This window comes from Rhodopseudomonas sp. WA056 (assembly GCF_010906995.1).
Classification (GTDB): domain Bacteria; phylum Pseudomonadota; class Alphaproteobacteria; order Rhizobiales; family Xanthobacteraceae; genus Rhodopseudomonas; species Rhodopseudomonas palustris_G.
The window spans coordinates 1-22,647 of the sequence record NZ_QPFS01000057.1 but is presented as its reverse complement, the minus strand read 5'-3'; the positions used below and the strand labels follow the sequence as shown (position 1 = coordinate 22,647).

Genomic DNA, 22,647 nt, shown 5'->3' with positions numbered 1-22,647 from the left:
TTGCCAGCGCCTCCGATGCTGTTCCGCTCACGGAGTAACGGCGGCGCTGGTGGCGGCGTTCATTCGCCGCTGTCCGAGACCTCGCGCTTGAGCCGGCGAGCATCCTGCGGCTGGCCGTCCCAAGGCACCGGCCGCTCCAGCCAGCGCTGGATGAAATTCCACGACCGGCGATAGCCGTTGTGCGGCAGGGTGCAGTCCGAGCAATCCTTGCGCGTCAGCCCGTTGCGATCGACGAACGTCTTGTACGGCCCGGGGCACTGATACGCGCTGAGCGGGCAATAGCAGAACAGGCAGTTGAACTCCCGTTCGACGCCGGGATGACACGGCAGGAACGGGCAGGCCTCGTTGGTGAAGCCCTTGAAGGCCTCGTTGGTGGTGGTGTCTTTCGGCTCCATGACCGCTTCCTCGCGCCGCAGCAGGAGACCGCCGGCTGGTCGCGGCGGCGCTGGGCTGGTTCTGATCGGACGGGTGGTGAGCGCAACGCGGCCCAAGGCGTCGAGTGACGCTGCTATCGCCGCTGCGCGCGGCCTGCCTGCTAGGAGAAACCGGTCATCACTGCTCCGCTCTCGACCCGCCGTCGATCGGTTGAATGCTTCCGTCTTCGGCCGGTCTCCTGGCTCACGGATGTCGCCTGGATCGCCTTCCCGACGCCGATGACGTCAGTGGCCGCTTGATCCGGACAGATCCGCTTACAGTTGCGGGGGCAGCTACGGATTTGGTGATGGACACCGCACCGTATTCCCAGTTTCACCTCGCAGGCGAGGCACCGAAGACATCGAAACCAGAGCACGCGACACAAGCGCGCGCAAGCGAAAAGGCTCGGGCCGTGCACGTCCTGCCTAACCGGCAGGGCGATTGACGTAGTCGATCCGCCAGCCGGAGCCCAGCCGGTCGATCCGCGTCAGCGACAGCGGATCGATCACGAAACTCAGCGCTGCGGTCGGCGAGCTATCCAGCGCAATCGCCAACACGGCCCGGATCGTGCCGGAATGGACCACTAGGACGGTGTCACCAGACAACCGTTCAAGCCCCTGCCGAACCCGCGTGATCTGATCCACGAAGCTCTCGCCCCCCGGCGGAGCCAGCCGAGCGGCATCCTGCCAGAACGCGTCATAGGCAGAGCCGAGTTCACGCGACAGATCGTCGTGGCGGCGCCCGGTCCATGTGCCGAAATCCTGCTCGCGAAAGTCCGGATCGAGCTGGGCCTCGATGCCGAGCGCCGCTGCGGTGTCGCGCGTGCGCCGGCTCGGACTGGCGACCGCGGCGGCGTCGCGCGGCAGCCTTTCGCGCAGCGCGCCGAGTGCCGCGGTGTCGCGGAGGTCGACCGGTGCGTCCGGAGCGTGGATCACGCCCTTGGGCCCGTCCACCGGCGCATGCCGCACCAGCCAGAGCCGGCAGAGATCGCTCATCGGATTCTCCTCGCAAAACACGTCGGCCGGACAGAGCACGCCGGACGCGCGGCGCGCAAGCGGGGACCGACACGTGCCGGCCGGCACCAAGATTGCAACCTCTTCCGCCTCGCGGAGTTGAAGCCCCCAAGTTCGAACACACCCTATCAGATGATCTAAATCGGAAAGGCGAGCCATGAAGGATGTCCATCGCGTCCTCATCGACAAACTACGCGAGCACTCCCGTCTGTCGGCCGACGACGTGAATGCAATTCGCAACCTGACCTTCGCCTTGCGAGAGCTGGACAGCGGCGAGGATCTGATTCGGCAAGGCGAAACGCCAAAAGGCGCGGCTCTGGTCGTCGACGGGATAGTCGGACGGTATCATTTGCAGCGAAACGGCCGCCGACAGTTCTTATCCTTCCACATGGTCGGTGACCTGCCGGACTCGCAAGGCATCTTCCTCGAGCGGATGGATCATTCGATCTGCGCGATCGGACATGCGGCGATGGCGATCATTCCGCACCGGGAGATCCTGCGGATGTTCGAAGCCCGCCCCGGCCTCGGCTTCGCGATTTGGCGCGAGACCCTGGTGGACGCCGCGATTTTCCGAGAAGCGATCACCAACAACAGCGCGCGAACGATGCGAGCCCGGATGGCACATCTGTTCTGCGAGCTGTTCTACCGCGCCGAAGCCTCGAAGCTGACCGATGGAAACTCGATGCGGTTTCCGATCAGCCTCGCCCATCTCGGCGACACGCTGGGCATGGCGATCGCGACCGTGAACCGGACGATCGCGACATTGCGTGCATCCAAGACGATGGACTTCCGTCACGGCGTTCTGACCATCCGCAACTGGCAGGGGCTGGCGAAGATCGGCGAATTCGATCCCGGATATCTGCATCTGAGGCGGGCGCCGCCGCGCTGATCACCGGGCCCACGACCACCGGGTGCACGACCACCGGCGACGGCATGGGCTCACTCAGGCGACGGCGGCGTCGTCCGGCTCGGGATAGACGCCACGCAGCACGATGTCGAAATGCTCTTTCACCGCCTCGTTGCAGCGACAGGCGCGCAGCCGCAGCTTGTCGGGATCGTCGACGATCAGCGCGCCGCGGCGGGTGGTCAGGATGCCCTCCTGCCGAAATGCCTGCAACACGCGACTGGTGTAGCTGCGCCCGACACCGAGCATCGCCGCGAGCTGGTCGTGAGTGAGCGGCACCAGGTTTTCTCCGGTCCGGTCCATCGCGGCCGCGATCCATTTCGCGGTGCGCTGCTCGATCGAGTGAATCGCGTTGCACGCGGTCGATTGGAACATCTGAGCCATCAGGCAGTCGGCGTAGCGCGCGAACATGTTCTTGAAGCTCGGCGAGCGATCCTTGGCGGACTGGATGTTGACGATCGGGACGCGAACGAAAGGACCGTCGAATTTCACCACGATCAGGCAATAGGCCGGCAGAAAGCCCAGACTGACGATGCCGCCGACGGCTCCTTCACGCCCCACCAGCACCGTTTCGACGTTGCGGCCGTCGCCATCGGTGACTTCATAAGAGACCAAGCTCGGGCCGCACGGGAAATAGGCGCTGCCGACATGATCGCCCGGCCGATACAGCAATTCTCCCGCAGCCTTGGTCTCGCACCTCACATGCGGCCGGATCAGCTCGTAGTCCTGGGCGCTCAGAGCTCGCAATAAATTGTTGTTCGGTCTTCCCGAAGACGACGGCATCGGCTGTTCCTGTGTCCACTAGTGAACGGAACAATCAATGCGCCATCGCTAAGTTGGTTCCGGCGCCAAGCGAGGCAAGCGTGGATGCGCTGTCTCCCGCCTCGGCTGGCGGACGGCTGGTTCCTCGGCTTACCGCACAGGCTCTTTCGATTTGGCACTCGGGGTTTCATCATCAACGACGGTCTCGTCCTTTCGCCGCTCGTCCTCGGCTGAGCGGACCGCGACGCGCCGCCGCAGATCGGCGACCCGAGGCGGACGCCGCCATGTCGAATGACGTTGACCTTACGTCCTGCGATCGCGAACCGATTCACATCCCCGGGCGAATCCAGCCACACGGCTGCCTGCTGGCCTGCGACGCGCAGGCGATCCGGATCACCCGGACCTCGGAAAACGCCGGTACGTTGTTGGGCCGCGAAACGCCGCGGGTCGGAGAGCGGCTTGCCGATTACTTCGGTGAAACGGACGCCCACTCGCTGCGCAACGCGCTGGCGCAGGCGACGGACCCGAAACGCCCCGCACTGATCTTCGGCTGGCGCGACCGGACGACGGGGCGGACGTTCGACGTCTCATTGCACCAGCACGACGGCACCTCGATCATCGAATTCGAACCCGCGGCCGCCGATCAGGCGGACAACCCGCTGCGGCTGACGCGGCAGATCATCGCGCGTACCAAGGAGCTGAAGTCGCTCGACGAGATGGCGGCACGGGTGCCCCGCTATCTGCAGGCGATGCTCGGATATCATCGCGTGATGATGTATCGGTTCGCAGTCGACGGCTCCGGCAAGGTGATCGGCGAATCCAGGCGACGCGACCTCGAGAGCTTTCTCGGCCAGCACTTCCCGGCCTCCGATATCCCCCAGCAGGCCCGGGTGCTGTATCTGAAGAATGCCATCCGGGTGATTTCGGACTCGAGCGGCGCGAGCAGCCGGATCGTCCCGGAGCTCGACGCCTCCGGTGCGGCGCTCGACCTGTCGTTTGCGCACCTGCGAAGCGTGTCACCCGTTCATCTCGAATATCTGCGCAACATGGGCGTCAGTGCCTCGATGTCGCTCTCGATCATCATCGACGGCGCGCTGTGGGGGCTGATCGCCTGCCATCATTACGAACCGCGTATCGTGCCGATGGCGCAGCGTGTCGCCGCCGAAATGTTCGCCGACTTCTTCTCGCTGCATTTCACCGCCGTCCACCACCAGCGCCGGTTCCAGGCCTCACTGCGTACCCGCCGGACACTCGACGAGCTGACCAGCCAGATGTCTTTCGACGCATCGGTCGACGATTTTCTGCGCGACAACCTGAGACGCATCGCCGACCTGATCCCGAGCGACGGCGTCGGCCTGTGGATGAACGGCGTCTGGGCCGCGCACGGCTCGACTCCGCCGGCGGAGGCGCTGCCTGCGATCATGCAGCTTCTCACCGGTCGCGCCGGCAGCGAGATCGTCGCGACGCACGCGCTCTCGGATCGCATCGTAGCAGCATCGGACTACGCCCAGGCCGCCGCCGGGATGCTGGCAATTCCGCTGTCTCAGACCGCCCGCGACTACCTTCTGTTCTTCCGCAAGGAACAGGTCCAGACGCTGGATTGGGCAGGCGACCCGAACAAGACCTATGATACCGGCCCGCTCGGCGACCGGCTCACCCCGCGCAGCAGCTTTGCGATCTGGAAGGAACAGGTCGAGGGCCAATCGATCCCGTGGAGCGGCGACGACCGCGACACCGCCGCGACGATCCAGGTCGGGTTGCGCGAGGTGCTGTTACGACAGAGCGAGATCCTCTCGGCCGAGCGCAAGAAGGCCGAGGTGCGGCAGCGGGTCTTGAACGAGGAATTGAATCACCGGGTCAAGAACATCCTGGCGCTGATCAAATCCCTGGTGAACCAGCCGGTCGACGACGGCCGGTCACTGGAGGAATTCGCCAGCGCCTTGCGCGGGCGGATCATGGCGCTGTCTTTCGCGCACGATCAGGTGGTGCGGTCGGACGGCGGCGGTGCCCTGCTCGACCTGATCCACGCGGAATTGTCACCCTATCCGGCAGCGCAGATCGCGCTCGACGGTCCCGATGTCGGGCTCGATGCCCGCGCCTATTCGGTGCTGGCGCTGGTGCTGCACGAACTGGCGACCAACGCGGCGAAATACGGCGCGCTGTCGCGCTCCGCGGGACGCCTGAACGTCGCCTGGACCGTGCATGACGACGGGCGCTGCGAGATCGCGTGGACCGAAAGCCAAGGCCCCGCGGTCCGGCCGCCGACCCGGCAAGGCTTCGGAACGGTGCTGCTCAGCCGCAGCATCCCGTTCGATCTCGGAGGAACGAGCGAAGTCGACTACGCGCCGGGCGGCGTCGTGGCCAGGCTGTGCATCCCCGCCAAATTCGTCACCGCGACGCTGCAACGGCCGTCGAGCCCACCCGTCGGCGGTCGGGCGACCGAGACCGGCGACCTGAACATCGCTGCAGCCTCGATCCTGCTGGTGGAGGATCAGTTGGTGATCGCGCTCGACGCCGAGGAAATGCTCGGCGCGATCGGGGCGAAGTCGGTGATCTCGGTGGCGTCTGCCGAGGAGGCACTGCTGACGATTGCTCAGGCGCCGCCGACGCTGGCAATCCTCGACGTCAATCTCGGCGCCGGCAGTTCGCTTCCGGTGGCCGACGAACTCGAACGCCTCGGCATCCCGTTTATCTTCGCCACCGGCTACGGCGACACCGCCATGATTCCCGAGCGCATGCGTGATCTGCCGATCGTCCGTAAGCCGTATTCGATCGACTCGCTGCGCAGCGCCCTCTCCGCAATGCTCGATGCAGGCGACTGAACGGCGCGCCAGCCCCGTAGCTCAGCCGATCCCGACGCCGAGCAACTGGTCCGCCAATTCGCGGTCTGCTCTGAACTCCGCCGCCCGGCCGCGCCAGACGATGCGGCCCCGCTCGACAACCAGCACATCGTCGGCGAAATCCAGCGCTCGCTCGATCTGCTGCTCGACCAGCACCACCGTCATGTCGCCGCTTTGCGCCAGCTCGACGATCGTCGCCATCAACTGATCGCAGATCACCGGCGCAAGTCCTTCGAGCGGCTCGTCGAGCAGCAGGACACTCGGCTTGCCGAGCAGCGTGCGCGCCAGCGACAGCATCTGCTGCTCGCCGCCGGAGAGCTGCATGCCGCCATGGTTGCGGCGCTCGGCGAGCCGCGGAAACATCGCGTACACAGACTCGAGCTCGGCCCGCGGCCGGCCCTTGAGACCGGTGAACAGGTTCTCCTCGACGGTGAGCGAACGAAACACGTCGCGGGTCTGCGGTACATAACCGAACCCGGCGGCGGCGCGGGCGAAGGTTTTCAGGCCGGTGACGTCCCGTTCGCCGATCCGCACCGTCCCACCCTTGTGGGTGGTCAGGCCCATCAACGTCGCCAGCAGCGTGGTCTTGCCGACGCCGTTGCGGCCGAGCACCGTCAGCCGGCCGCCGGCCGGAACGGCGAAGCTGACGTCGCTCAGGATGCTCACCGAGCCGTAGCCGGCGGCGAGACGGTCAACTTCAAGACGCGCGGCGGGCATCGGCATAGCTTCCCAGATAGGCCGCACGGACGGCGTCGTTTTCTTTCACCTCGGCGGGCGTGCCTTCGAAGATCAGCGCGCCGTTCGCCAGCACCAGCACGCGCCGCGCAAACTTGAACACCAGATCCATGTCGTGCTCGATCATCAGGATCGCGATCTCCGGCGACATCCGGCCGATCGCTTCGAGAATGCGCGGCGACTCGTCGTGCGGCACGCCGGCCGCGGGCTCGTCCAGAACCAGCACCCGCGGCTTCATCGCGAGGCCGATGGCGAGATCGAGCAACCGCTGCTGGCCGTAGGCCAGCTTGGTCACCGGCGTCGCCGCCAGATGGCCGATGCCGAGCAGGTTGAGCACGCCCTGCCATTCATCGCGAACGTCGGCCTTGTTGATGACGGAAGAGAACATCCTTTTGGTCAGGCCGCGGCGCTGCATCACCGCCAGCGCGACATTTTCGGCCACCGTGAGGCTGGTGAACAGCCGCGTCACCTGGAAGGTACGCACCAGCCCGCCGCGGACGCGTTCCGGGATCGAAGCACTGGTGATGTCCTCGCCAGCCAGCAGGATGCGACCGTCCGATGGCGCCAGGTCTCCGGAAAGCTGATTGACCAGCGTGGTCTTGCCGGCACCGTTCGGGCCGATCAGCGCGACACGGTCGCCGCTCGACAGCGTGAACGAGACGTCGTCGGTGACGCGAAGGCCGCCGAACGATTTCGACAGGCGCTGGACTTCGAGCAAGGTCGTCATCGCGCCGCCCTCGCCTGCCTGAAATCGCCGATCCGGCGCGTGACTTCGTTGACCAGGCCCTTGGGGAAGAACAGCACCACCACGATCAGCAGCACGCCGATCAGGATCATCCAGTGGAACGGGCTGGCGGCCGACACGTAATGGTGGAACAGCTCGAACAGGATCGCGCCGATCAGCGCGCCCCACAGATTGCCGGCGCCGCCGAGGATCAGCATGATCAGCGCTTCGGCCGAACGCTCGAAGCTGACGCTGTCGAGACCGACCACGCCGGTGTTGATCGCCGTCAGCGCGCCGCCGATCCCGGCGACGACGCCGGCGACGCAGTACATCACCACCAGCCGCGGATACACCGAGACACCGATCATCCGCGTCCGCAGCGTATCGTCCTTGATGGCGCGGCACATCAGCGCGAAGGGCGAACGCGCGAACCGCAGCAGCAGCACCATGGTGATCAACAGAACCACCACCGAGAAGACGTAGCCGGTGCGGCCGAACATATCGAAATTGAAGATGCCGAACACCGGCCCCGGCGAAATGCCGGCGAGACCGTCGCTGCCGCCGGTGATCGACGACAGCTTGTTGGCGAGCGCCGCGACGAGCTGGCCGAACGCGATCGACAGCACCAGTTGCGGCAGGCCGCGGAAGCGCGTCACCAGCACGCCCGACATCAGCCCGGTCGCGGCGCCGGCGACGGCGCCGATCAGCAGCATCAGGATCGGGTCGGTGATCCCGGCAAGGCAGGCATTGCCGGCCGCGTAGGCGGCGACGCCGAACAGCGCCGCATGGCCGAGCGTGGCAACGCCACAGAAGCCGGTGACGAGATCGAGCGAGATCACCAGGAACGCGAGACCGATGACGCGGATCAGAAAGGCGAGATCGTCGGGAAACACGAACCAGCCGATTGCGCCGAGCGCGGCGATCACCGCCGCGGCGATCAGATCGTTGCGCAGACCGGCGGTCGCGGTCGGTGTGGCGGGCACAGACAAGGTCGCCATCTTAGTGCGCCTTTCCGAACAGGCCGTGGGGGAAGATATAGACGATGACGATCACCGCGACATAGAAGAAGAATTCGCCGAACTCCGGCGCCAGATATTTGCCCGTGGTGTCGGCGAGGCCGAGCAGCAGCGAGGCCGCCATCGCACCGGTGACCGAGCCGGCGCCGCCGACCGAAACCACGACCAGGAACGTCACCATGTAGCGCAACGCGTAGAACGGCTCGACCGGCAGCAGCTCGGCGCCGACCACGCCGCCGAACGCGGCAAGTCCGACAGCCAGCGCGAAGGTCGCCGAATACACGATCTGGGTGCGGATGCCGAGCGCTTCGGCCATATCGCCGTTGTCGACCGCGGCGCGGAGACGCACGCCGAACTCGGTCTTCTCGATCATCAGCCACAGCGCCACCGCGGTGACGACGCCGCAGCCGATCACGAACAGCCGATGTGCGGGGATCATGCGGAAGCCGAGATCGAACGGCCCGCGCAGCGCCTCCGGCAGCGGGATCGGCTTCGAGGTCGGGCCGAAGATATAGTTGGCGATTCCGACGATGAAGAAGGTGATGCCGATCGTCAGCAGGATCTGGGTCAGCTCGTCGGAGCGACGATAGATCCGGCGATACAGCAGGAATTCGAACGGCACCGAGATGATCACGGCGCCGATCACCGCGATCAGGATCGCAATCGGATAGGAGACGCCGAGCGACACCAGAGCGAACGAGGCGAGATAGCCGCCGATCATCGCGAAGGCGCCGTGGGCGAGGTTCACAACCCGCATCAGCCCCATCATGATCGACAGGCCGATCGAGATCGTGAACAGCACCATGCCGTAGGCCAGCGCGTCCGGCAGGATTCCGAGAATCGTCCGCATCAGGTTGCCGCTCGCGCGGACGCTGCCGATATCGATCGATTCAACACAGCCTTCACAACCCGACTCCCGACTCTCGCTTTGACGCCGCTGTCCTAGAGCGCTTCACCAAATGATTGAAGCGCTATCGCCGCTTCCACATTGCACTGAGTCCTCACCCTGAGCCCGGCGAAGCCGGGCGTCTCGAAGGATGGGGCCACGCATTGCTGGCGGCCCATGGTTCGAGACGGCGCTTCGCGCCTCCTCACCATGAGGTCGTGCTTGTGGCAACCGTCCCGATAAGCCAACCCTGATCCTAGGCCCACCTGCCCCGTACTAGTCGACAACAGCCCTCCGCGCCAAGTCACGAACGCAGGCGCGGAGGGCCCAAAGTTTCGGCTTACTGCTTAACCAGTCCCCAGTCGGGCTGCGCCTTGAAGGTCTCGATCTCCTTGTTGATCAGCTTGCCGTCGGCCTTTTCGACCTCGCGGAGATAGACGTTCTGGTTGATGTGCCGGGTCTCCGGATCGATCGAGACCGGGCCGCGCGGGCTGGTCCACTGCATGTTCTTGACCGCCGCGATCGCCTTCTCCGGATCCTGCTTGCCGCCGGTCGCCTCGATCATCTTGTAAATCAGCCGGGCGCCGTCATAGGCGGCGACCGACGTCATGGTGATTTCGTCGAGCTTGGCGCCGCCCTTCTGAAGCTGGGCGAGGAACGCCTTGTTCTCCGGCGATTCATGCGACACCGCGTAGTGATAGGTCGACAGGATGCCGAGGCCGGCATCGCCGATATTCGGCAGATCGGGCTCGGTGACGACGTCGCCGGTCGACATCAGCTTGACGCCGCCCGCCTTCAGGCCGTTGTCGATATAGGCTTTGACGAAGCCGAGCGTCGGCGGACCGGCCGGCAGGAAGGTGAAGATCATGTCGGCGCCGGAATCCTTGATGCGCTGCATGATCGGGCCGAAGTCGGTGGTCGACAGCGGCATGCGGATCGCCTCGACGACCTTGCCGCCTTCGCCTTCGAAGGTCTTTTTGAACGCGGTTTCGGCGTCGATGCCCGGGCCGTAATCGCTGACCGCGATCGCGACCTTGGTGGCGCCCTTCTGCTTGGCGACCTTGGCGGCCGGCACGGTGTTCTGGAACATCGTGAACGAGGTGCGGACGATGTACGGGCTCTTCTCGGTGATCGACGAGGTCGCGGCGTTCAGCACCACCATCGGCACCTTGGCTTCCTGCAGCAGCGGCGCGACCGCCATCGCGTTCGGCGTGAAATACAGGCCGGCGATATACTGCACCTTCTCCTTGACGATCAGCTCCTGCGCCAGCGCCTTGGACTGCGCCGGATTCGGCGAGACTTCGTCACGATAGACGAACTCGACGGTGTGGCCGCCGACCTTGTTGCCATGCTCGGCGACCCAGGCGTCGATACCCATCTTGTAGTTCTTGCCGAACAGCGCATACGGTCCGGACATGGTGCCGATCACGCCGACCTTGATGGTATCGGCCTGCGCGGCGCCGACACTGAACGAAATCGCCGCGGCCGCGCACAGCCACCCAAACTTTTTCACCATCCGTCTCGCTCTCCTCTGCCTGATCCAGTTATTTGCGTTTGGCTATGCTCAGAACATTTCGAAATATTCGCGCTGTTCCCATTCCGTCACCTCGGCCTGGAAACGTTCGATCTCGGCGTTCTTGATGAAGGTATAATAATCGACGAACTCGTCGCCCAGCGCGGTACGAAAGAATGGATCGTCGCGCAGCGCGAAGATCGCCTCGCGCAGCGATTTCGGCAGCAGGTCCGCCTTGGTCTCGTAGGGCGTATCCGCCGACGGGCCCGGATCGAGCCCGCGGTCGACGCCGTCGAGGCCGGACAGGATCTGCGACGCCATATAGAGATACGGATTGGCGGCCGGCTCGCCGACGCGGTTCTCGATCCGCGTCGCCCTGTCGCCCGGCCCGCCGAGCACCCGCAACATCACACCACGATTGTCGCGGCCCCAGATCGCCCGATCCGGCGCCAGCGAATAGGAGCGATAACGCTTGTAGCCGTTGATGGTCGGCGTGGTGAACACCGTCGCGGCCCGCGCATGCGTCATCAGGCCGGCCAGATAGTGCCTGCCGAAATCCGACAGCACGTCCGTGTCCGACATGAAGGCGTTGCGGCCGCCGTCGCGCGCCACCAGCGACTGGTGCAGATGCCAGCCCGACGACACCACGTTGGGGATCCGCGGCCGGCACATGAAAGTGGCGTGATAACCGTGACGGCGGCAGATCTGCTTCACCGCGGCGCGGAACAGCACCATCAGGTCGGCCGGCAGCAAGCCGACCGTCGGCTGGAAGGTGAACTCGCACTGGCTCGGGCCGAACTCGACCTCGATCGAGCGCAGCGGCAGGCCGAGCGCGACGATGTCGCGGCGGATCAGTTCGAGCACCGGCTCCATCTGATCGTAGCGCTGCTCGGTGAGGTACTGATAGCCGTGCGACAGCAGGCTGACTTCAGGCGGCTCGCCGGGCTGGCCGGCATGCTCCGGCCGCATCTTGGAGTCTTCGACCTTGAAGACGTGAAACTCGACCTCGAGTCCCGCCTTGTAGTCGTAGCCGCGGTCGGCGAGCTTCTGCAGCACCGAGCGATAGATCCCGCGGGTCGCGAACTGCACCGGGCGGCCGTCGGCGAAATACAGATCGCACAATACCCAGCCGGTGGTCGGTGCCCAGGGCAGTACGCGGAACGTGGTCGGGTCGGGCAGCATGACGACGTCGGCGCCGCCCTGCATCTCCGACATACCGAAGCCGCCGCCGGCCTGAAACACCGGAAACACCGTCTTGTGCGAGGTGTCTTTCGCCAGCATCGTGGTGGTGATGGTGGCGCCGCTGTCGAGGCAGTTCAGCGCTTCGGACGCCACCAGCGTCTTGCCGCGCAGGATGCCGTGTTGATCGGGGAACGAGAACCGGATGGTTTCGAGCCCCTGCTCTTCGGCGATGCGGCGGACGCGCGCCGCCGCATCGATCTGCTCTTCGGACCACAGCCCGTGCTTCGCTGCCAGGCTGTCGCCCATGGCGTATCGCTGATGCACGTTCATTCGGCTGCCGTCAGATGCGGGACCTTGGCGGCGATCTCGGACGGCACCGGCGCCGCCCAGGGCGCGCCGCGGCGACGCTTGACGTCGACCTCCATCCAATAGGTCTCCCAGCCGCGGCTCGGGCCGATGCCGTCCATCGTCGCCGGTCCCTGGATCGCGCGTGCGCTGGCTTCGTCGAGCGCCAGCAGCGGCTTGCCGCCGGAGGCGGCCTTCTCGATCTCCTGGCGCAGCAGCCGGCGATACTGGATGATCGCCTTGTCGCTTTGTCCAAGATGCTCGCGGGTGCGGTCCTGGATCGCGCCCATCGACTCCACCGCCCACTGGTCGTGGACGTTGATGTCCAGCCCCATGCCGGTGTAGGTCGCGGTCGCCTGCTCGTGCGGATCGAAGCCGTAATCGTTGGTCTTGTTCTTGCGCGACTTGTAGTCCGGCAGCTCGTAGAGTTCGAGGCGCTGATCGCGCATCTTCACCTTGTCGACCGGCGCGGCGTAGCTGGTGAAGATCGCGTACCAGTAGCAGTGGGTGTCGTCGACCGGGACGTGCCACTGCGTGATCGTCATCTCGGTACTCATCGGGATGACGAAGCCGTGCGGGAAGAGCTGATTGGTGACGCGGACGTGGGTGCGCTCGTCGTCGATCTCGCGCAGCGCGATCAGCCGCAGGCCGTATTCGGTGTGCTCGACATTGATGATCGGACGATCGTATTCGCGCAGCACCTTGGTCATCGGCAGATCGCTGCCGGCCGAGGCGCCGCGGAATTGCTTGCCGTAGGCCTGCGAGGTGTCCTCATCCTCGAAGAAGCGGTGCAGGAACGAGGCGTGCGCCGGATCGATACCGACTTCCAGCGCCTGCAACCAGTTGCACTCCATCAGCCCCTTGAAGGCGAAGACATGGCTGTCGGGCGCCACGAAGCAGTCGATCTCCGGAAACGCCGGCGGCTCTCCGGCGCCGAGATAGGCCCAGAGGATGCCTCCCTTGGCGACCACCGGGAACGCGCGTTGCTTGATGTTCTTGCACAGCGGCGAGCCGACCGGCTCGGCAGGGGTGTCGGTGCAATTGCCGTCGACGTCGAACAGCCAGCCGTGGAAGGCGCAGCGCAGCCCGCCGTTCTCCAGCCGCCCGAAGGCGAGATCGGCGCCGCGATGCGGGCAATCGCGATCGATCAGGCCGTAGCGCCCGTTCTCGTCCTTGAACAGCACGAGGTCTTCGCCGAGCAGCCGCACCGGCTTGATCGGCCGCTCACCTTCGAGCTCGTCGACGAGGGCAGCCGGCTGCCAGTACGCGCGCATCAGCTTGCCGCACGGCGTCCCCGGCCCGACCCGGGTGATTAGATCGTTCTGTTCCTGGCTCATCATGGCGTTGGCCTCCTTCGCGCAGCCTCGGCCGGCTGCCTTTTTGTGAGCGCAGAAGCGATCGCGGTCGGCGGGCGCAGCAGCTTGTGGGTGCCATAGCCGCTGACATTGATCCTGACCATCATTCGCCCTGCACAGCAAAACGTTCGATAGACGAACATTCGTTCGTTTAGAATGAAACTGCCTCTAAAGAGCAAGTCACGCAAGAGCAAATTCTCCGCGATGGCTGCCTATGAGGATGGCACCCGCTCAAAGCATTAGCGAACTTGTGTTCGTATAACGAACTATCGTATAGCTCAGCGCCCATAGGTCGCGGAGACTCGCCATAGGGCTCGCCAGCAACCCCACACTGAAGTACCCACCGATGCCCAAGCTGAAACGCCCCGCCGCCGACGATGCGCCGACCGAGAGCGCCGAGTTCATCGAAAGCCTGTCGCGTGGACTGCGGGTGATCGAGGCCTTCGGCACCGAGAAGCGACCGATGACGCTGAGCGATGTCGCCAAGGCCTGCGATCTGCCGCGCGCGACCGCGCGACGTGTCCTGCTGACGTTGCAGAGCGCCGGCTACGTCAGCAGCGACGACCGGCTGTTCGCGCTGACGCCGCGCGTGCTCGGGCTGGCGTCCGCTTATCTGGCGTCGAACCAGATCAGCGCGGTGCTGCAGCCGCTGATGGATCGGGTCTCGGCCGCCGCCAAGGAAGTCTGCTCGCTGGCGATACTCGACGGCGATGACGCGGTGTTCGTGGCGCGCGCCAGCCCGGCGCGGGTGTTCTCGGCCGGCATCGATCTCGGCTATCGGTTGCCGCTGTTCTGCACCTCGGTCGGCCGCGTGCTGCTCAGCCGACTCGACAACAGCGAGCTAACGGCGACGATCAACGGCATGACGCTGACCAGGCAGACCGAAGAGACCATCACCGACAAGCAGACGGTGATCGCCACCATCATTGCCGATCGCACCAAGGGCTACTCGCTGGTCGATCGCGAAGCCGAGCCCGGCTTCCGCTCGGTCGCGGTGCCGATCCGCCGCTACGACGGCGCCATCGTCGCCGCCGCCAATATCGGCGCTCATGTCGACCGCATCACCACCGGCGAGATGATCGACCGCTTCCTGCCGCTGCTGCAGGCGATGGCCGAAGAAGCCAGGCCGCTGATGATGTGAGTTCGCGGACCGTAGCGACCTCACTCATCCAGTCGGCCGCGACCTGCGCTCGGAGATCGCCCGCCGCAGCACGCGCGAGATCGCCTCGACCGAATACGGTTTCTGCACCAGCTCGAAGCCCTGATGCGCATTCTCGGCGAGCACACTGCTGTAGCCGCTGGTCAACACCACCGGCAGGCCGGGATAGCGCTCGCGGATGATCGTCGCCAGTTCGACGCCGTTCTTGCCGGGCATGATCACGTCGGAAAACACCAGATCGAAGGCGAACTCGTCTTCGGCCAGCGCCGCCAGCGCCTCGTCGGCGGACTTCGTCCATTTGATGGTGTAGCCGAGATCCTGCAGCAGTTCGGTCGAGAACTTGCCGACCTCGACATTGTCCTCCACCACCAGGATGCGATGACCGAGACCGCCGGCCGGATCGGTGCGCGACAGCTTCGCCGCTACGATCTGCTCCGGCGCCTGCGCTTGGGGCAGATAGAGGGTGAAGGTTGCCCCTTCGCCCAGCGTGCTGTGCACGCTGATCTCGCCGCCGGACTGCTTGGCAAAGCCGAACGCCTGGCTGAGGCCGAGCCCTGTGCCGCGACCGACTTCCTTGGTGGTGAAGAACGGCTCGAAGATCACGTCGAGATTGCCCGGCGCGATGCCGCTGCCGCTGTCGGTGACCGAAACCGCCACGAACGCGCCCGGCCGCGCCGGCTGCGACCGCACCGGCGGGATCTCGTCGACGCGGCGCAGCGCGATCGACAGAAGGCCTTCGCCGTTCATCGCATCGCGGCCGTTGACCGCAAGATTGACCAGTGCGGTTTCGAACTGTCCGACATCGGCGATCGCGTAGTTCGGTCCCGGCTCGGTGTCGACGTCGATCTCGACCCGGCTGCCGACCAGCGGGCGGATCAGATTGGCAATGCTCTGGATCTGGGCGGCGACGTCGAACACCACCGGCGACAGCGGCTGCCGCCGCGCGAACGCCAGCAACTGCCCGGTGAGCTTCGAGGCGCGATCGGCGGTATCCGAGATCGCATCGACATAACGGCGGCGGCGCTCCTCGGGCAGATCGCGCCGGCGCAGGAAGTCCACAGCGGAGCGGATGATGGTGAGCAGGTTGTTGAAGTCATGGGCGACGCCGCCGGTGAGCTGACCGACCGCTTCCATCTTTTGCGCCTGCCGCAGCGCCTCCTCGTTGCGGCGGCGCTCGGTCGAATCGATGCCCTCGGCCAGCACCGCCATCACCTCGCCCTGCGCATCCACCACCGGCCGCAACGAGAAATCGATGTGGCGCGGGCCGGCCGGGAGTTGCAGTTCGAGATCACGCTTTGCGATCTCCCCCGCCCGAGCCGCCCGGAACGCGCGCTCGATCGCTTCCGGAGCTTCTGGCGTGGCCGCGAACCACGGCGTCCTCCAGAACAATGCGCCCAACACTTGCGATGGCTCGGCCGCAATCCCTGCCAGCGCGGTGCCGTTGACGTACAGCAGTCGGCCCTTGAGATCGAGCAGGCCCTGATACTGGTTGGTGGTTTCCAGAATGGTGCGAAGCTGCGACTCGCTGGAATGCAGTTGCGCGGTGCGCTGCGCGATCAGCCGCTCCAGTGTATCGTTGACGTTGCGCAGCTCGATCTCCGCCTGCTTGGCGGTGGTGATGTCGTGGGCAACACCGATGAATCCGATATGCCGCCCGGCCGGATCCCATCGCGGCTGGGACTCCGACCTGATCCAGCGCCATTCCCCGTCGGCACGGCGATAGCGGCCCTCGAGCACGAACGGCAGCAGCGAGGCTTCGCCGGCAATGCTGGCGCGGACAACTTCCGCAACATCGTCCGGGTGGATGATGCTGCGCCAGTCGAACACCAGTGCTTCGTCATAGGGCAGACCGATGAAGTCGCAATAAGCGCGGTTGGCGAAGCTGCGGGTGCGGTCGAGACGGGTGACCCAGATCGGCACCGGCGCACTGTCGGCGATCGCCTTGAAGCGTTGCTCGCTCTCGCGCAGCATCTCGCGGGCGACGGCGCGATCGGTGATGTCGATATGCGCGCCGACCATCCGCACCGCGCGGCCCGACGCATCGCGCTCGATCCGCCCTTCCGCCGCGATCCAGCGCACCTCGCCGTCATTGGGCCGGACGATGCGATACTCGGCGGAATAGCGATCGGAGGTTCCTTTGATCAAATCGAGGAACTGTCGCTCCGCGCGTTCGCGATCCTCTGGATGCAGGCGGCCGACCCAATCTTCGTGGGTCTCGTTGACCGCCTCGGGCGGCAGCCCGTGGATCGCCAGATACTCCGGCGAACGATGATTGCGGAACCCGGCGGTCAGATCCACCACGACACCGCCGACCTTGGCGATGCGCTGTACCTCCGCGAGTTCCCTTTCCCGGTCGATGAGCGCCTGCTCGGACGCCGACAGCTTGCTGGTCACCTTCGCCTCTGCTGGGCTTGTGCAAACCGAATCTAACGCAATCGCCCGCTAGGAGTCGACGCGAGAGCGAGCAGGGAGGCGACATCGGTAGGGTGCCGCCGTGTCGCAGGCGCGCTGGTCTGCTGGAGCGCTCCCTCCACCCGACAACATCGGCGCCGGCTCGGTGCCGCAAGGCTCCTGACAAGCAGCACCGCAGCGGCCCCCCGGCGCCCCATTCTGTCACGGAGCGATCGTCGGCGTCGTCTGAGGGCCCGGACGCTATCTGCGTCCGTCAGGCGGGCCGCCTCTAAGATGACCATCCCGCCCTCCTCCAAGAACCGGCGGTCCAATGATCCGGCCGCCTCGCGCCGGCAAGCAGCGCTGGCCGAGCGGACCAAGGACGAAACCGGGCGGACACACGGTCGGCCGCCGGATCACCGCCGGAGGCGTGTCCGGCATCGGCCGTGACTTGCGCGCGACGCAGCCGCCGCGGGCGTCACGCCGCTCGTTGGGCCGGCACTTGGGACGAAGCATTTCGCGTGGAGCGGGCGTGGGCTGCAGCGTCGCGGACACGCACGCGCCTTTGCTGTTGCGGACTTCGCCGCGTTTGCAAGGCTGGGGCGGCGAGGTTTGAGTGGGACATTGCTTGCGATCCTGAGGATCGACCGCGACCGCGCAGCATTCGCCGCTGGTCGTCAGATTGGCAGCAGCGCAGCACTTGGCCTTGCCGGTCGGCACGAAGCCCGGCGCACAGCACAGCGACAGCTTTGGCAGCCAAAAACGCGGGACACACATCGCGCCATCGGCGCTCGGCGTCTGCCCGGACGCGCAGCATTGACCCGTCGAGGTCATCTGACTCGTCAGACAACACTTGCCGCCGGTCTTGGTGTAGCCGGGCGCACAGCAGCCGGGACAAGCCCAGTCTGGGATCTTCGGCTTGAGCGGATCACATTTGCCGTTCACCAGAGCCCCTGCGCAACACTGCTGCTCCCCGTTCGGGCCGGAGTAGATCTGGCTGTTGTCACAGCATTGCTTGTCCGCACCGATCGCGGTCTGGGCGGCACCGCACATCGGCTTGCCGATATCGGTCGACGGAGTCCGGCTGGAGCAGGCGCCACCGGGCTCAAGATCGATAGGCGAGCAGCATTGGCCGTTGATAACGATGTCCGGCGGCGGGCAACCGGTTCCACACTGATTGGTCTTGATGATCCATATCTGGCTGGGCGGGCAAACCGAGCCATCCGGACCGCAAACGTGGGTCTTGCAGATCTGCAGACCGGGCGGGATCGGACTGCCGACGAACGGCGGCGCGCCGGCCGGGGCAGGCGCCATGCGCAGCTCGGCGGCCGGCCGCGTGCACAGCCGCAAGATGGCGATATCTCCGAGGTGCCCCCGCGCAGAGGAATCGAACGGCGCATCTGCATAGTCGATGAAGTAACTCAGCAGCGGGGGCTGCTCGCCGCGACGGACGCGCCACACCGGGTTTCCCTGCAACCCATTGATCGCGAGCGCATCGGCTCGGCCGAGTCGAGCTATCAGCCCGGCATCGGCCGTCCGACGCAACTGTTCGCCTGTGCTCCAGACGAAGCCGCCGCAGGACTCCGGATTCAGCTTACCATCGGCATCGTAGCTGTAGCCGATCGCGACGCCACCGTTGCCGTTGCGGAAATCTGCAGCCAGACCGATGGCATACTCGTCCGGCAGAGGCTGCCAGATCGGTTTGCCGCCTTCGATCCTGCCAATCACCGCATAGCGCAGCACGCGACCGATCGACGGGACCGATAACGCCTCGAAATCCTGCGCGCCGGTCGGCGCGGGCCGCTCGGCGAGATACATTCGTCCCGCGTCGTCGAACGCAATGCGGGAAATCTCGGAGGGAGCGGCAGCTGCGGGTACTGCCACTTCGAGCCGCGCATCGGTGCCGAAAGACCCGTCGTCGCGCAGACCGACCGAGTACACCTGCAGCCCCTCGGCTATCGCGTAGTAAAGCCGACGACCGTGCACCGCCAAGCCGAACACCCGCCGTGCCGGTGCGGCATAACCCCAGGTTTCCGGACGAGCGCTGTCGAATTGCGGGCTCGAGATGTCCGCGCCGGCTGCGGGCGGGGGCGGAGCCGAAGGAAGCCCTGCAGCGGCGGTGCCGACGATGCCATGATCATAAGCGCCGAGGTCGGAGCCGCTGGCGCCGAAGCGATGGATCAGGCCGGTTTCGCGATCGGCGACGAACAAGGAGGCGCTGATCGGATCGAAAGCCAATCCACCGAGTGCGGCGGCGCTGTTGGGCTTGCCGCCGGTGGCGACATTCGCGAACAGCGTCACGGCGCCCGTCGCACCGTTGATCTTCCAGATTGATCCCGGCCCTCCGCCCGGTCCCCATTGCGCCGCCATGAAGGTCGCGTCCCTGCTCCCTTGCCTGATGCGTTGAGGCTGTCCGTCGGGGCCATAAGCAACGATCGCGATGCCATAGGCGGAGCTCGCCGCGACGTAGATGTTGAACTTGTCGTCCACCGCCACGCCGAACACCTGGCCGATCATCTTGGCGCTGACGGTGAACGGTTTCGGCACGCCGACCGGCTGCGCCGACGGCGGCCCGTCCATCCGCCTCAGATCGATGACGCGGAGCGATGGCCCATCGGGATCGATGAACGTCCGAAGATTCGGGTCCTGACCAGGCTCGATCTGAAACGGCCGAACCGCACCCGAGAAGCCGGTCACGGCGGCGTCGCCCGGCGCGTACACACCCGGCGATGATTGCGCGATTGCGGCGGCACCGCCTGCGAGCGTCAGGACCAGTGCGCAGGCCGAGCCTCGTATCGCTCGGACAAGGGCTGAGAGGAAGGCGGGGCGGCCGGAGATGGTCATGGTTGTGCGCCTCATTTGGGAGGCTTGGGCCGCGGCTCACATGAGCCGGTCTTGACGTTGGGCACGGTGTCGGGCGCGCAGCATTCGCCGCAATTCGACATCTGTGCGGGATCGCAGCAGCTCCCGTCGAAGGCCATACCCTGGCTCTTGTCGGAGCACGGCGTCACGCACGGGCTGTTCTTGTCACCACCGAGCCTCGTCTGTCCGGCAGGGCAAGCCGGCGGCGGACACATGCCGAACGGTGCAAAGCCGAAACTCGCCACCTGATTGGTGTCGTCGCACAGGCATTCGGAGATGTTGTCGGAGGTCAATTTTCCCGGGTGGGTGCCTTTCGGACAGTCGCAAGAGAACACGTATTTGTTGTCGCCCGAGCCGGGATTGGCGACCTGCGACCACTTCGGCACCATTGGCTTCGGACAACTGCAATAGGAGATGCCGCTATGACAGGCATATTGGCCTGGATCGGTGACGACCAGCGTTCCATCGCCTGTTTCGACGATGGACACGCCATAACGGTCATAGGTGTCCTTGTAGAACCCCTTGCTCGAAGGGCTGAAGATCGAACCGGCACCGCCGATGCCCTGACATTCCGCATGCTTCGACCATTCCTTGAAGTGGATCTTCCTGCAGCTTTCTGGGATGGCCGCGCAGACGGCGCGGACGGGCGGACGAACCTCGCACTTCCCGCAAGACTGCCACCCCAACTGCTCCTGCCCCCAGCACAACGCCTCTTCGAGGCAGTTGCCGGCCTCCGAACCCAGCCCGATGGTGGTCTGTTCACTCTTGCAGGAGCACTTCACCACGTCCGCAGCCGCGCCGACTGCGGCGAGCTGCTTCGAAAGATCGCCGAGCACCGCTTCGGCGACGGCGTTTCCAAAGATCGTATTGAGCTTGCTGACGATCTGATCGGCGCTGCCTTGGGCTTCCGCGCAGAACTGATCGACCAGGGCTTGTCCTTTGCCGGTGTCCGATCCCTGCGCGGCGACACCGGTGAGGACTGCGGTCAACGCGATGGCTGCGTATCGGCTGGTGTCGTCTTGATAGACTGACTTACAGGCCCAGCCGGCGGACAGCGTCCCAGCCAAGGCGTCGGCCATGTCTTCAGGACTGCATCCGGCACGCGCCGGCGACACGAGCAAGGTCGCCGCAACAACGGCTGCATACGCAGCTCGCCAAACCATTGAACGTGCCATGATCAGCCCTTTCGGCCGTCCGGCTCACGTCAGGTTCAATGAGGGCCCGGCCCCCACATTCTTTGCAAGGCTGAGCCGACGCTGGCGCAGTTGCATTGAGCGAAATCAATCGCGAATCGATCTCGGCGAAGGCCGGGGCTATTACTTACCCTCCAGGAGGATCATGGATCAGCCCCCAGACCGAATTCCATTCTTTCGGTGGAGGAGTCGCCGTTCGGTTTCACTGCGTCCCGTCGCACCGACGGCGCTGCGGACTGCATGCGGGGCCTGCTGTGCGCAGTCGAAAGCGGCTCCCACCTCATGATGATACCTAACCCGCCGGATCGTTCGCCAATCTGAACAAACAAGTATCGCCGCCTGCACATTGTTTGTGCGGTGCGATGCTTCCAAACACCGGTGAGTTAGGCAACAATCGCCCCAGAGTTGGCGGCTAGGGTTCCGGTCTGTTTCAGACGCTGGTCCGAGAGCTGCCCCCCGGAGGGAGAAATCCTTCGGACGCACGGCGGGACAAAAGCCCGGGAGACCTCGTAAGCCGAGGAATTGGCAAACGATGGTCCATGTCAATTCCTCATCGTGACCAGATTCTGAGGAATGATCCGATGCGGAAAACACGTTTGCTGTCTTCTCTGATCCTCGCCGGTTCGATCGTCGCGCTGAGCGTCGCCGGAGCCTCCGCCGCCCCCAAGAAAGACTTCAAGGTCGCCTGGTCGATCTATGTCGGCTGGATGCCGTGGGGCTACGCCGCCGACACCGGCATCGTGAAGAAGTGGGCCGACAAATACGGCATCACCATCGAGGTGAAGCAGTTCAACGACTACGTCGAGTCGATCAACCAGTACACCGCCGGCTCTTTCGACGCGGTGACGATCACCAATATGGACGCACTGTCGATTCCCGCCGCCGGCGGCGTCGACACCACCGCGGTGATCGTCGGCGACTTCTCCAACGGCAACGACGCGGTGATCCTGAAGGACAAGAAGGATCTGGCTGCGATCAAGGGCCAAAAGGTCAATCTGGTCGAGTTCTCGGTGTCGCACTATCTGCTGGCGCGGGCTCTCGAATCCAACAAGCTGACCGAGAAGGACATCAAGGTCGTCAACACTTCCGACGCCGACCTCGCCGCCGCCTACAAGACCGCCGACGTCACCGCGGTGGTGACGTGGAATCCGATCGTCTCCGAAATCCTCGCTTCGCCCGACGCCCACAAGGTGTTCGACTCCTCGCAGATCCCCGGCGAAATCATGGATCTGATGGTCGCCAACACCGCGGTGGTGAAGGACAATCCGAACTTCGCCAAGGCGCTGGTCGGCATCTGGTACGAGACCATGGCGAAGATGACGGCGGAAGGCGCCGAGGCCAAGGCGGCCAAGG

At 65.2% G+C, this 22,647-nt stretch carries 17 protein-coding genes and 2 riboswitches; of the genes, 4 read left to right on the top strand and 13 right to left on the bottom strand.

Translation table 11 applies throughout. The features are described from left to right. Positions 1–59: 59 nt before the first annotated feature. Positions 60–395, bottom strand: coding sequence for a cysteine-rich small domain-containing protein (locus DU475_RS13025; protein WP_013500927.1), 336 nt, complete (start codon positions 393–395; stop codon positions 60–62). A gap of 191 nt (positions 396–586) precedes the next feature. Continuing rightward, a riboswitch (cobalamin riboswitch) is annotated at positions 587–786 on the bottom strand. A 53-nt stretch (positions 787–839) separates the two neighbouring features. Continuing rightward, positions 840–1,409, bottom strand: coding sequence for a histidine phosphatase family protein (locus DU475_RS13020; RefSeq protein WP_164632374.1), 570 nt, complete (start codon positions 1,407–1,409; stop codon positions 840–842). Positions 1,410–1,584: 175 nt separating this feature from the next. On the opposite strand from DU475_RS13020, the gene DU475_RS13015 reads away from it, so the two are divergent. Beyond that, positions 1,585–2,316: a Crp/Fnr family transcriptional regulator gene (locus DU475_RS13015; protein ID WP_164632373.1), complete on the top strand. Its 732-nt coding sequence runs from the start codon at positions 1,585–1,587 to the stop codon at positions 2,314–2,316. A 54-nt stretch (positions 2,317–2,370) separates the two neighbouring features. On the opposite strand, the gene DU475_RS13010 is transcribed toward DU475_RS13015, so the two are convergent. Next, on the bottom strand, positions 2,371–3,114 hold the full coding sequence (locus DU475_RS13010; RefSeq protein ID WP_013500924.1) for a Crp/Fnr family transcriptional regulator: 744 nt from the start codon (positions 3,112–3,114) through the stop codon (positions 2,371–2,373). Positions 3,115–3,377: 263 nt separating this feature from the next. On the opposite strand from DU475_RS13010, the gene DU475_RS13005 reads away from it, so the two are divergent. After that, positions 3,378–5,915: an HWE histidine kinase domain-containing protein gene (locus DU475_RS13005; RefSeq protein ID WP_164632372.1), complete on the top strand. Its 2,538-nt coding sequence runs from the start codon at positions 3,378–3,380 to the stop codon at positions 5,913–5,915. A 21-nt stretch (positions 5,916–5,936) separates the two neighbouring features. Here the strand turns inward: DU475_RS13005 and DU475_RS13000 are convergent, their stop codons facing one another. From DU475_RS13000 to DU475_RS12970, 7 genes are all read right to left on the bottom strand, one after another. Beyond that, positions 5,937–6,650, bottom strand: coding sequence for an ABC transporter ATP-binding protein (locus tag DU475_RS13000; protein ID WP_164632371.1), 714 nt, complete (start codon positions 6,648–6,650; stop codon positions 5,937–5,939). Next, positions 6,631–7,395: an ABC transporter ATP-binding protein gene (locus tag DU475_RS12995; RefSeq protein WP_013500921.1), complete on the bottom strand. Its 765-nt coding sequence runs from the start codon at positions 7,393–7,395 to the stop codon at positions 6,631–6,633. Before DU475_RS12995 ends, DU475_RS13000 begins: the two co-directional genes overlap by 20 nt. Then, the gene (locus tag DU475_RS12990; RefSeq protein WP_013500920.1) at positions 7,392–8,390 is read right to left on the bottom strand and encodes a branched-chain amino acid ABC transporter permease; all 999 of its coding nucleotides are present in this window, start codon (positions 8,388–8,390) and stop codon (positions 7,392–7,394) included. Before DU475_RS12990 ends, DU475_RS12995 begins: the two co-directional genes overlap by 4 nt. Before the next feature lies 1 nt (position 8,391). Then, positions 8,392–9,258, bottom strand: coding sequence for a branched-chain amino acid ABC transporter permease (locus DU475_RS12985; RefSeq protein WP_013500919.1), 867 nt, complete (start codon positions 9,256–9,258; stop codon positions 8,392–8,394). A gap of 376 nt (positions 9,259–9,634) precedes the next feature. Continuing rightward, positions 9,635–10,810 (bottom strand): ABC transporter substrate-binding protein, encoded by a 1,176-nt coding sequence (locus DU475_RS12980; protein ID WP_164632370.1) that lies wholly within the window; start codon positions 10,808–10,810, stop codon positions 9,635–9,637. 48 nt (positions 10,811–10,858) lie between these two features. Continuing rightward, positions 10,859–12,319: a glutamine synthetase family protein gene (locus tag DU475_RS12975; RefSeq protein WP_164632369.1), complete on the bottom strand. Its 1,461-nt coding sequence runs from the start codon at positions 12,317–12,319 to the stop codon at positions 10,859–10,861. Further along, positions 12,316–13,674: an aromatic ring-hydroxylating dioxygenase subunit alpha gene (locus tag DU475_RS12970; RefSeq protein ID WP_013500916.1), complete on the bottom strand. Its 1,359-nt coding sequence runs from the start codon at positions 13,672–13,674 to the stop codon at positions 12,316–12,318. Before DU475_RS12970 ends, DU475_RS12975 begins: the two co-directional genes overlap by 4 nt. 361 nt (positions 13,675–14,035) lie before the next feature. Between DU475_RS12970 and DU475_RS12965 the strand changes: the two genes are divergently transcribed. Then, entirely contained in the window at positions 14,036–14,830 is a 795-nt protein-coding gene (locus DU475_RS12965) for an IclR family transcriptional regulator (protein WP_164632368.1), read from the top strand. Between the two features lie 24 nt (positions 14,831–14,854). Here DU475_RS12965 and DU475_RS12960 read toward each other — a convergent pair whose 3' ends face one another. The 3 genes from DU475_RS12960 to DU475_RS12950 all read right to left on the bottom strand — a co-directional run bounded on the left by DU475_RS12960 (position 14,855) and on the right by DU475_RS12950 (position 21,180). Beyond that, entirely contained in the window at positions 14,855–17,242 is a 2,388-nt protein-coding gene (locus DU475_RS12960; RefSeq protein ID WP_164632367.1) for a hybrid sensor histidine kinase/response regulator, read from the bottom strand. A gap of 258 nt (positions 17,243–17,500) precedes the next feature. Then, positions 17,501–20,083, bottom strand: a complete 2,583-nt coding sequence (locus tag DU475_RS12955; protein WP_164632366.1) for an NHL repeat-containing protein — start codon at positions 20,081–20,083, stop codon at positions 17,501–17,503. 11 nt (positions 20,084–20,094) lie between these two features. Then, positions 20,095–21,180: a hypothetical protein gene (locus DU475_RS12950; protein ID WP_164632365.1), complete on the bottom strand. Its 1,086-nt coding sequence runs from the start codon at positions 21,178–21,180 to the stop codon at positions 20,095–20,097. Positions 21,181–21,695: 515 nt separating this feature from the next. Further along, positions 21,696–21,800: riboswitch (guanidine-I (ykkC/yxkD leader) on the top strand. A 75-nt stretch (positions 21,801–21,875) separates the two neighbouring features. On the opposite strand from DU475_RS12950, the gene DU475_RS12945 reads away from it, so the two are divergent. Then, positions 21,876–22,647, top strand: a 772-nt coding sequence (locus tag DU475_RS12945) for a putative urea ABC transporter substrate-binding protein (RefSeq protein ID WP_164632364.1), incomplete at its 3' end; no start/stop codon positions are given.

Coding starts and splice junctions, on each gene's coding strand:
- DU475_RS13025 (WP_013500927.1), bottom strand. CDS start 395: ATGGAGCCGAAAGACACCACCACCAACGAGGCCTTCAAGGGCTTCACC.
- DU475_RS13020 (WP_164632374.1), bottom strand. CDS start 1,409: ATGAGCGATCTCTGCCGGCTCTGGCTGGTGCGGCATGCGCCGGTGGAC.
- DU475_RS13015 (WP_164632373.1), top strand. CDS start 1,585: ATGAAGGATGTCCATCGCGTCCTCATCGACAAACTACGCGAGCACTCC.
- DU475_RS13010 (WP_013500924.1), bottom strand. CDS start 3,114: ATGCCGTCGTCTTCGGGAAGACCGAACAACAATTTATTGCGAGCTCTG.
- DU475_RS13005 (WP_164632372.1), top strand. CDS start 3,378: ATGTCGAATGACGTTGACCTTACGTCCTGCGATCGCGAACCGATTCAC.
- DU475_RS13000 (WP_164632371.1), bottom strand. CDS start 6,650: ATGCCCGCCGCGCGTCTTGAAGTTGACCGTCTCGCCGCCGGCTACGGC.
- DU475_RS12995 (WP_013500921.1), bottom strand. CDS start 7,395: ATGACGACCTTGCTCGAAGTCCAGCGCCTGTCGAAATCGTTCGGCGGC.
- DU475_RS12990 (WP_013500920.1), bottom strand. CDS start 8,390: ATGGCGACCTTGTCTGTGCCCGCCACACCGACCGCGACCGCCGGTCTG.
- DU475_RS12985 (WP_013500919.1), bottom strand. CDS start 9,258: ATGCGGACGATTCTCGGAATCCTGCCGGACGCGCTGGCCTACGGCATG.
- DU475_RS12980 (WP_164632370.1), bottom strand. CDS start 10,810: ATGGTGAAAAAGTTTGGGTGGCTGTGCGCGGCCGCGGCGATTTCGTTC.
- DU475_RS12975 (WP_164632369.1), bottom strand. CDS start 12,319: ATGAACGTGCATCAGCGATACGCCATGGGCGACAGCCTGGCAGCGAAG.
- DU475_RS12970 (WP_013500916.1), bottom strand. CDS start 13,674: ATGATGAGCCAGGAACAGAACGATCTAATCACCCGGGTCGGGCCGGGG.
- DU475_RS12965 (WP_164632368.1), top strand. CDS start 14,036: ATGCCCAAGCTGAAACGCCCCGCCGCCGACGATGCGCCGACCGAGAGC.
- DU475_RS12955 (WP_164632366.1), bottom strand. CDS start 20,083: ATGACCATCTCCGGCCGCCCCGCCTTCCTCTCAGCCCTTGTCCGAGCG.
- DU475_RS12950 (WP_164632365.1), bottom strand. CDS start 21,180: ATGGCCGACGCCTTGGCTGGGACGCTGTCCGCCGGCTGGGCCTGTAAG.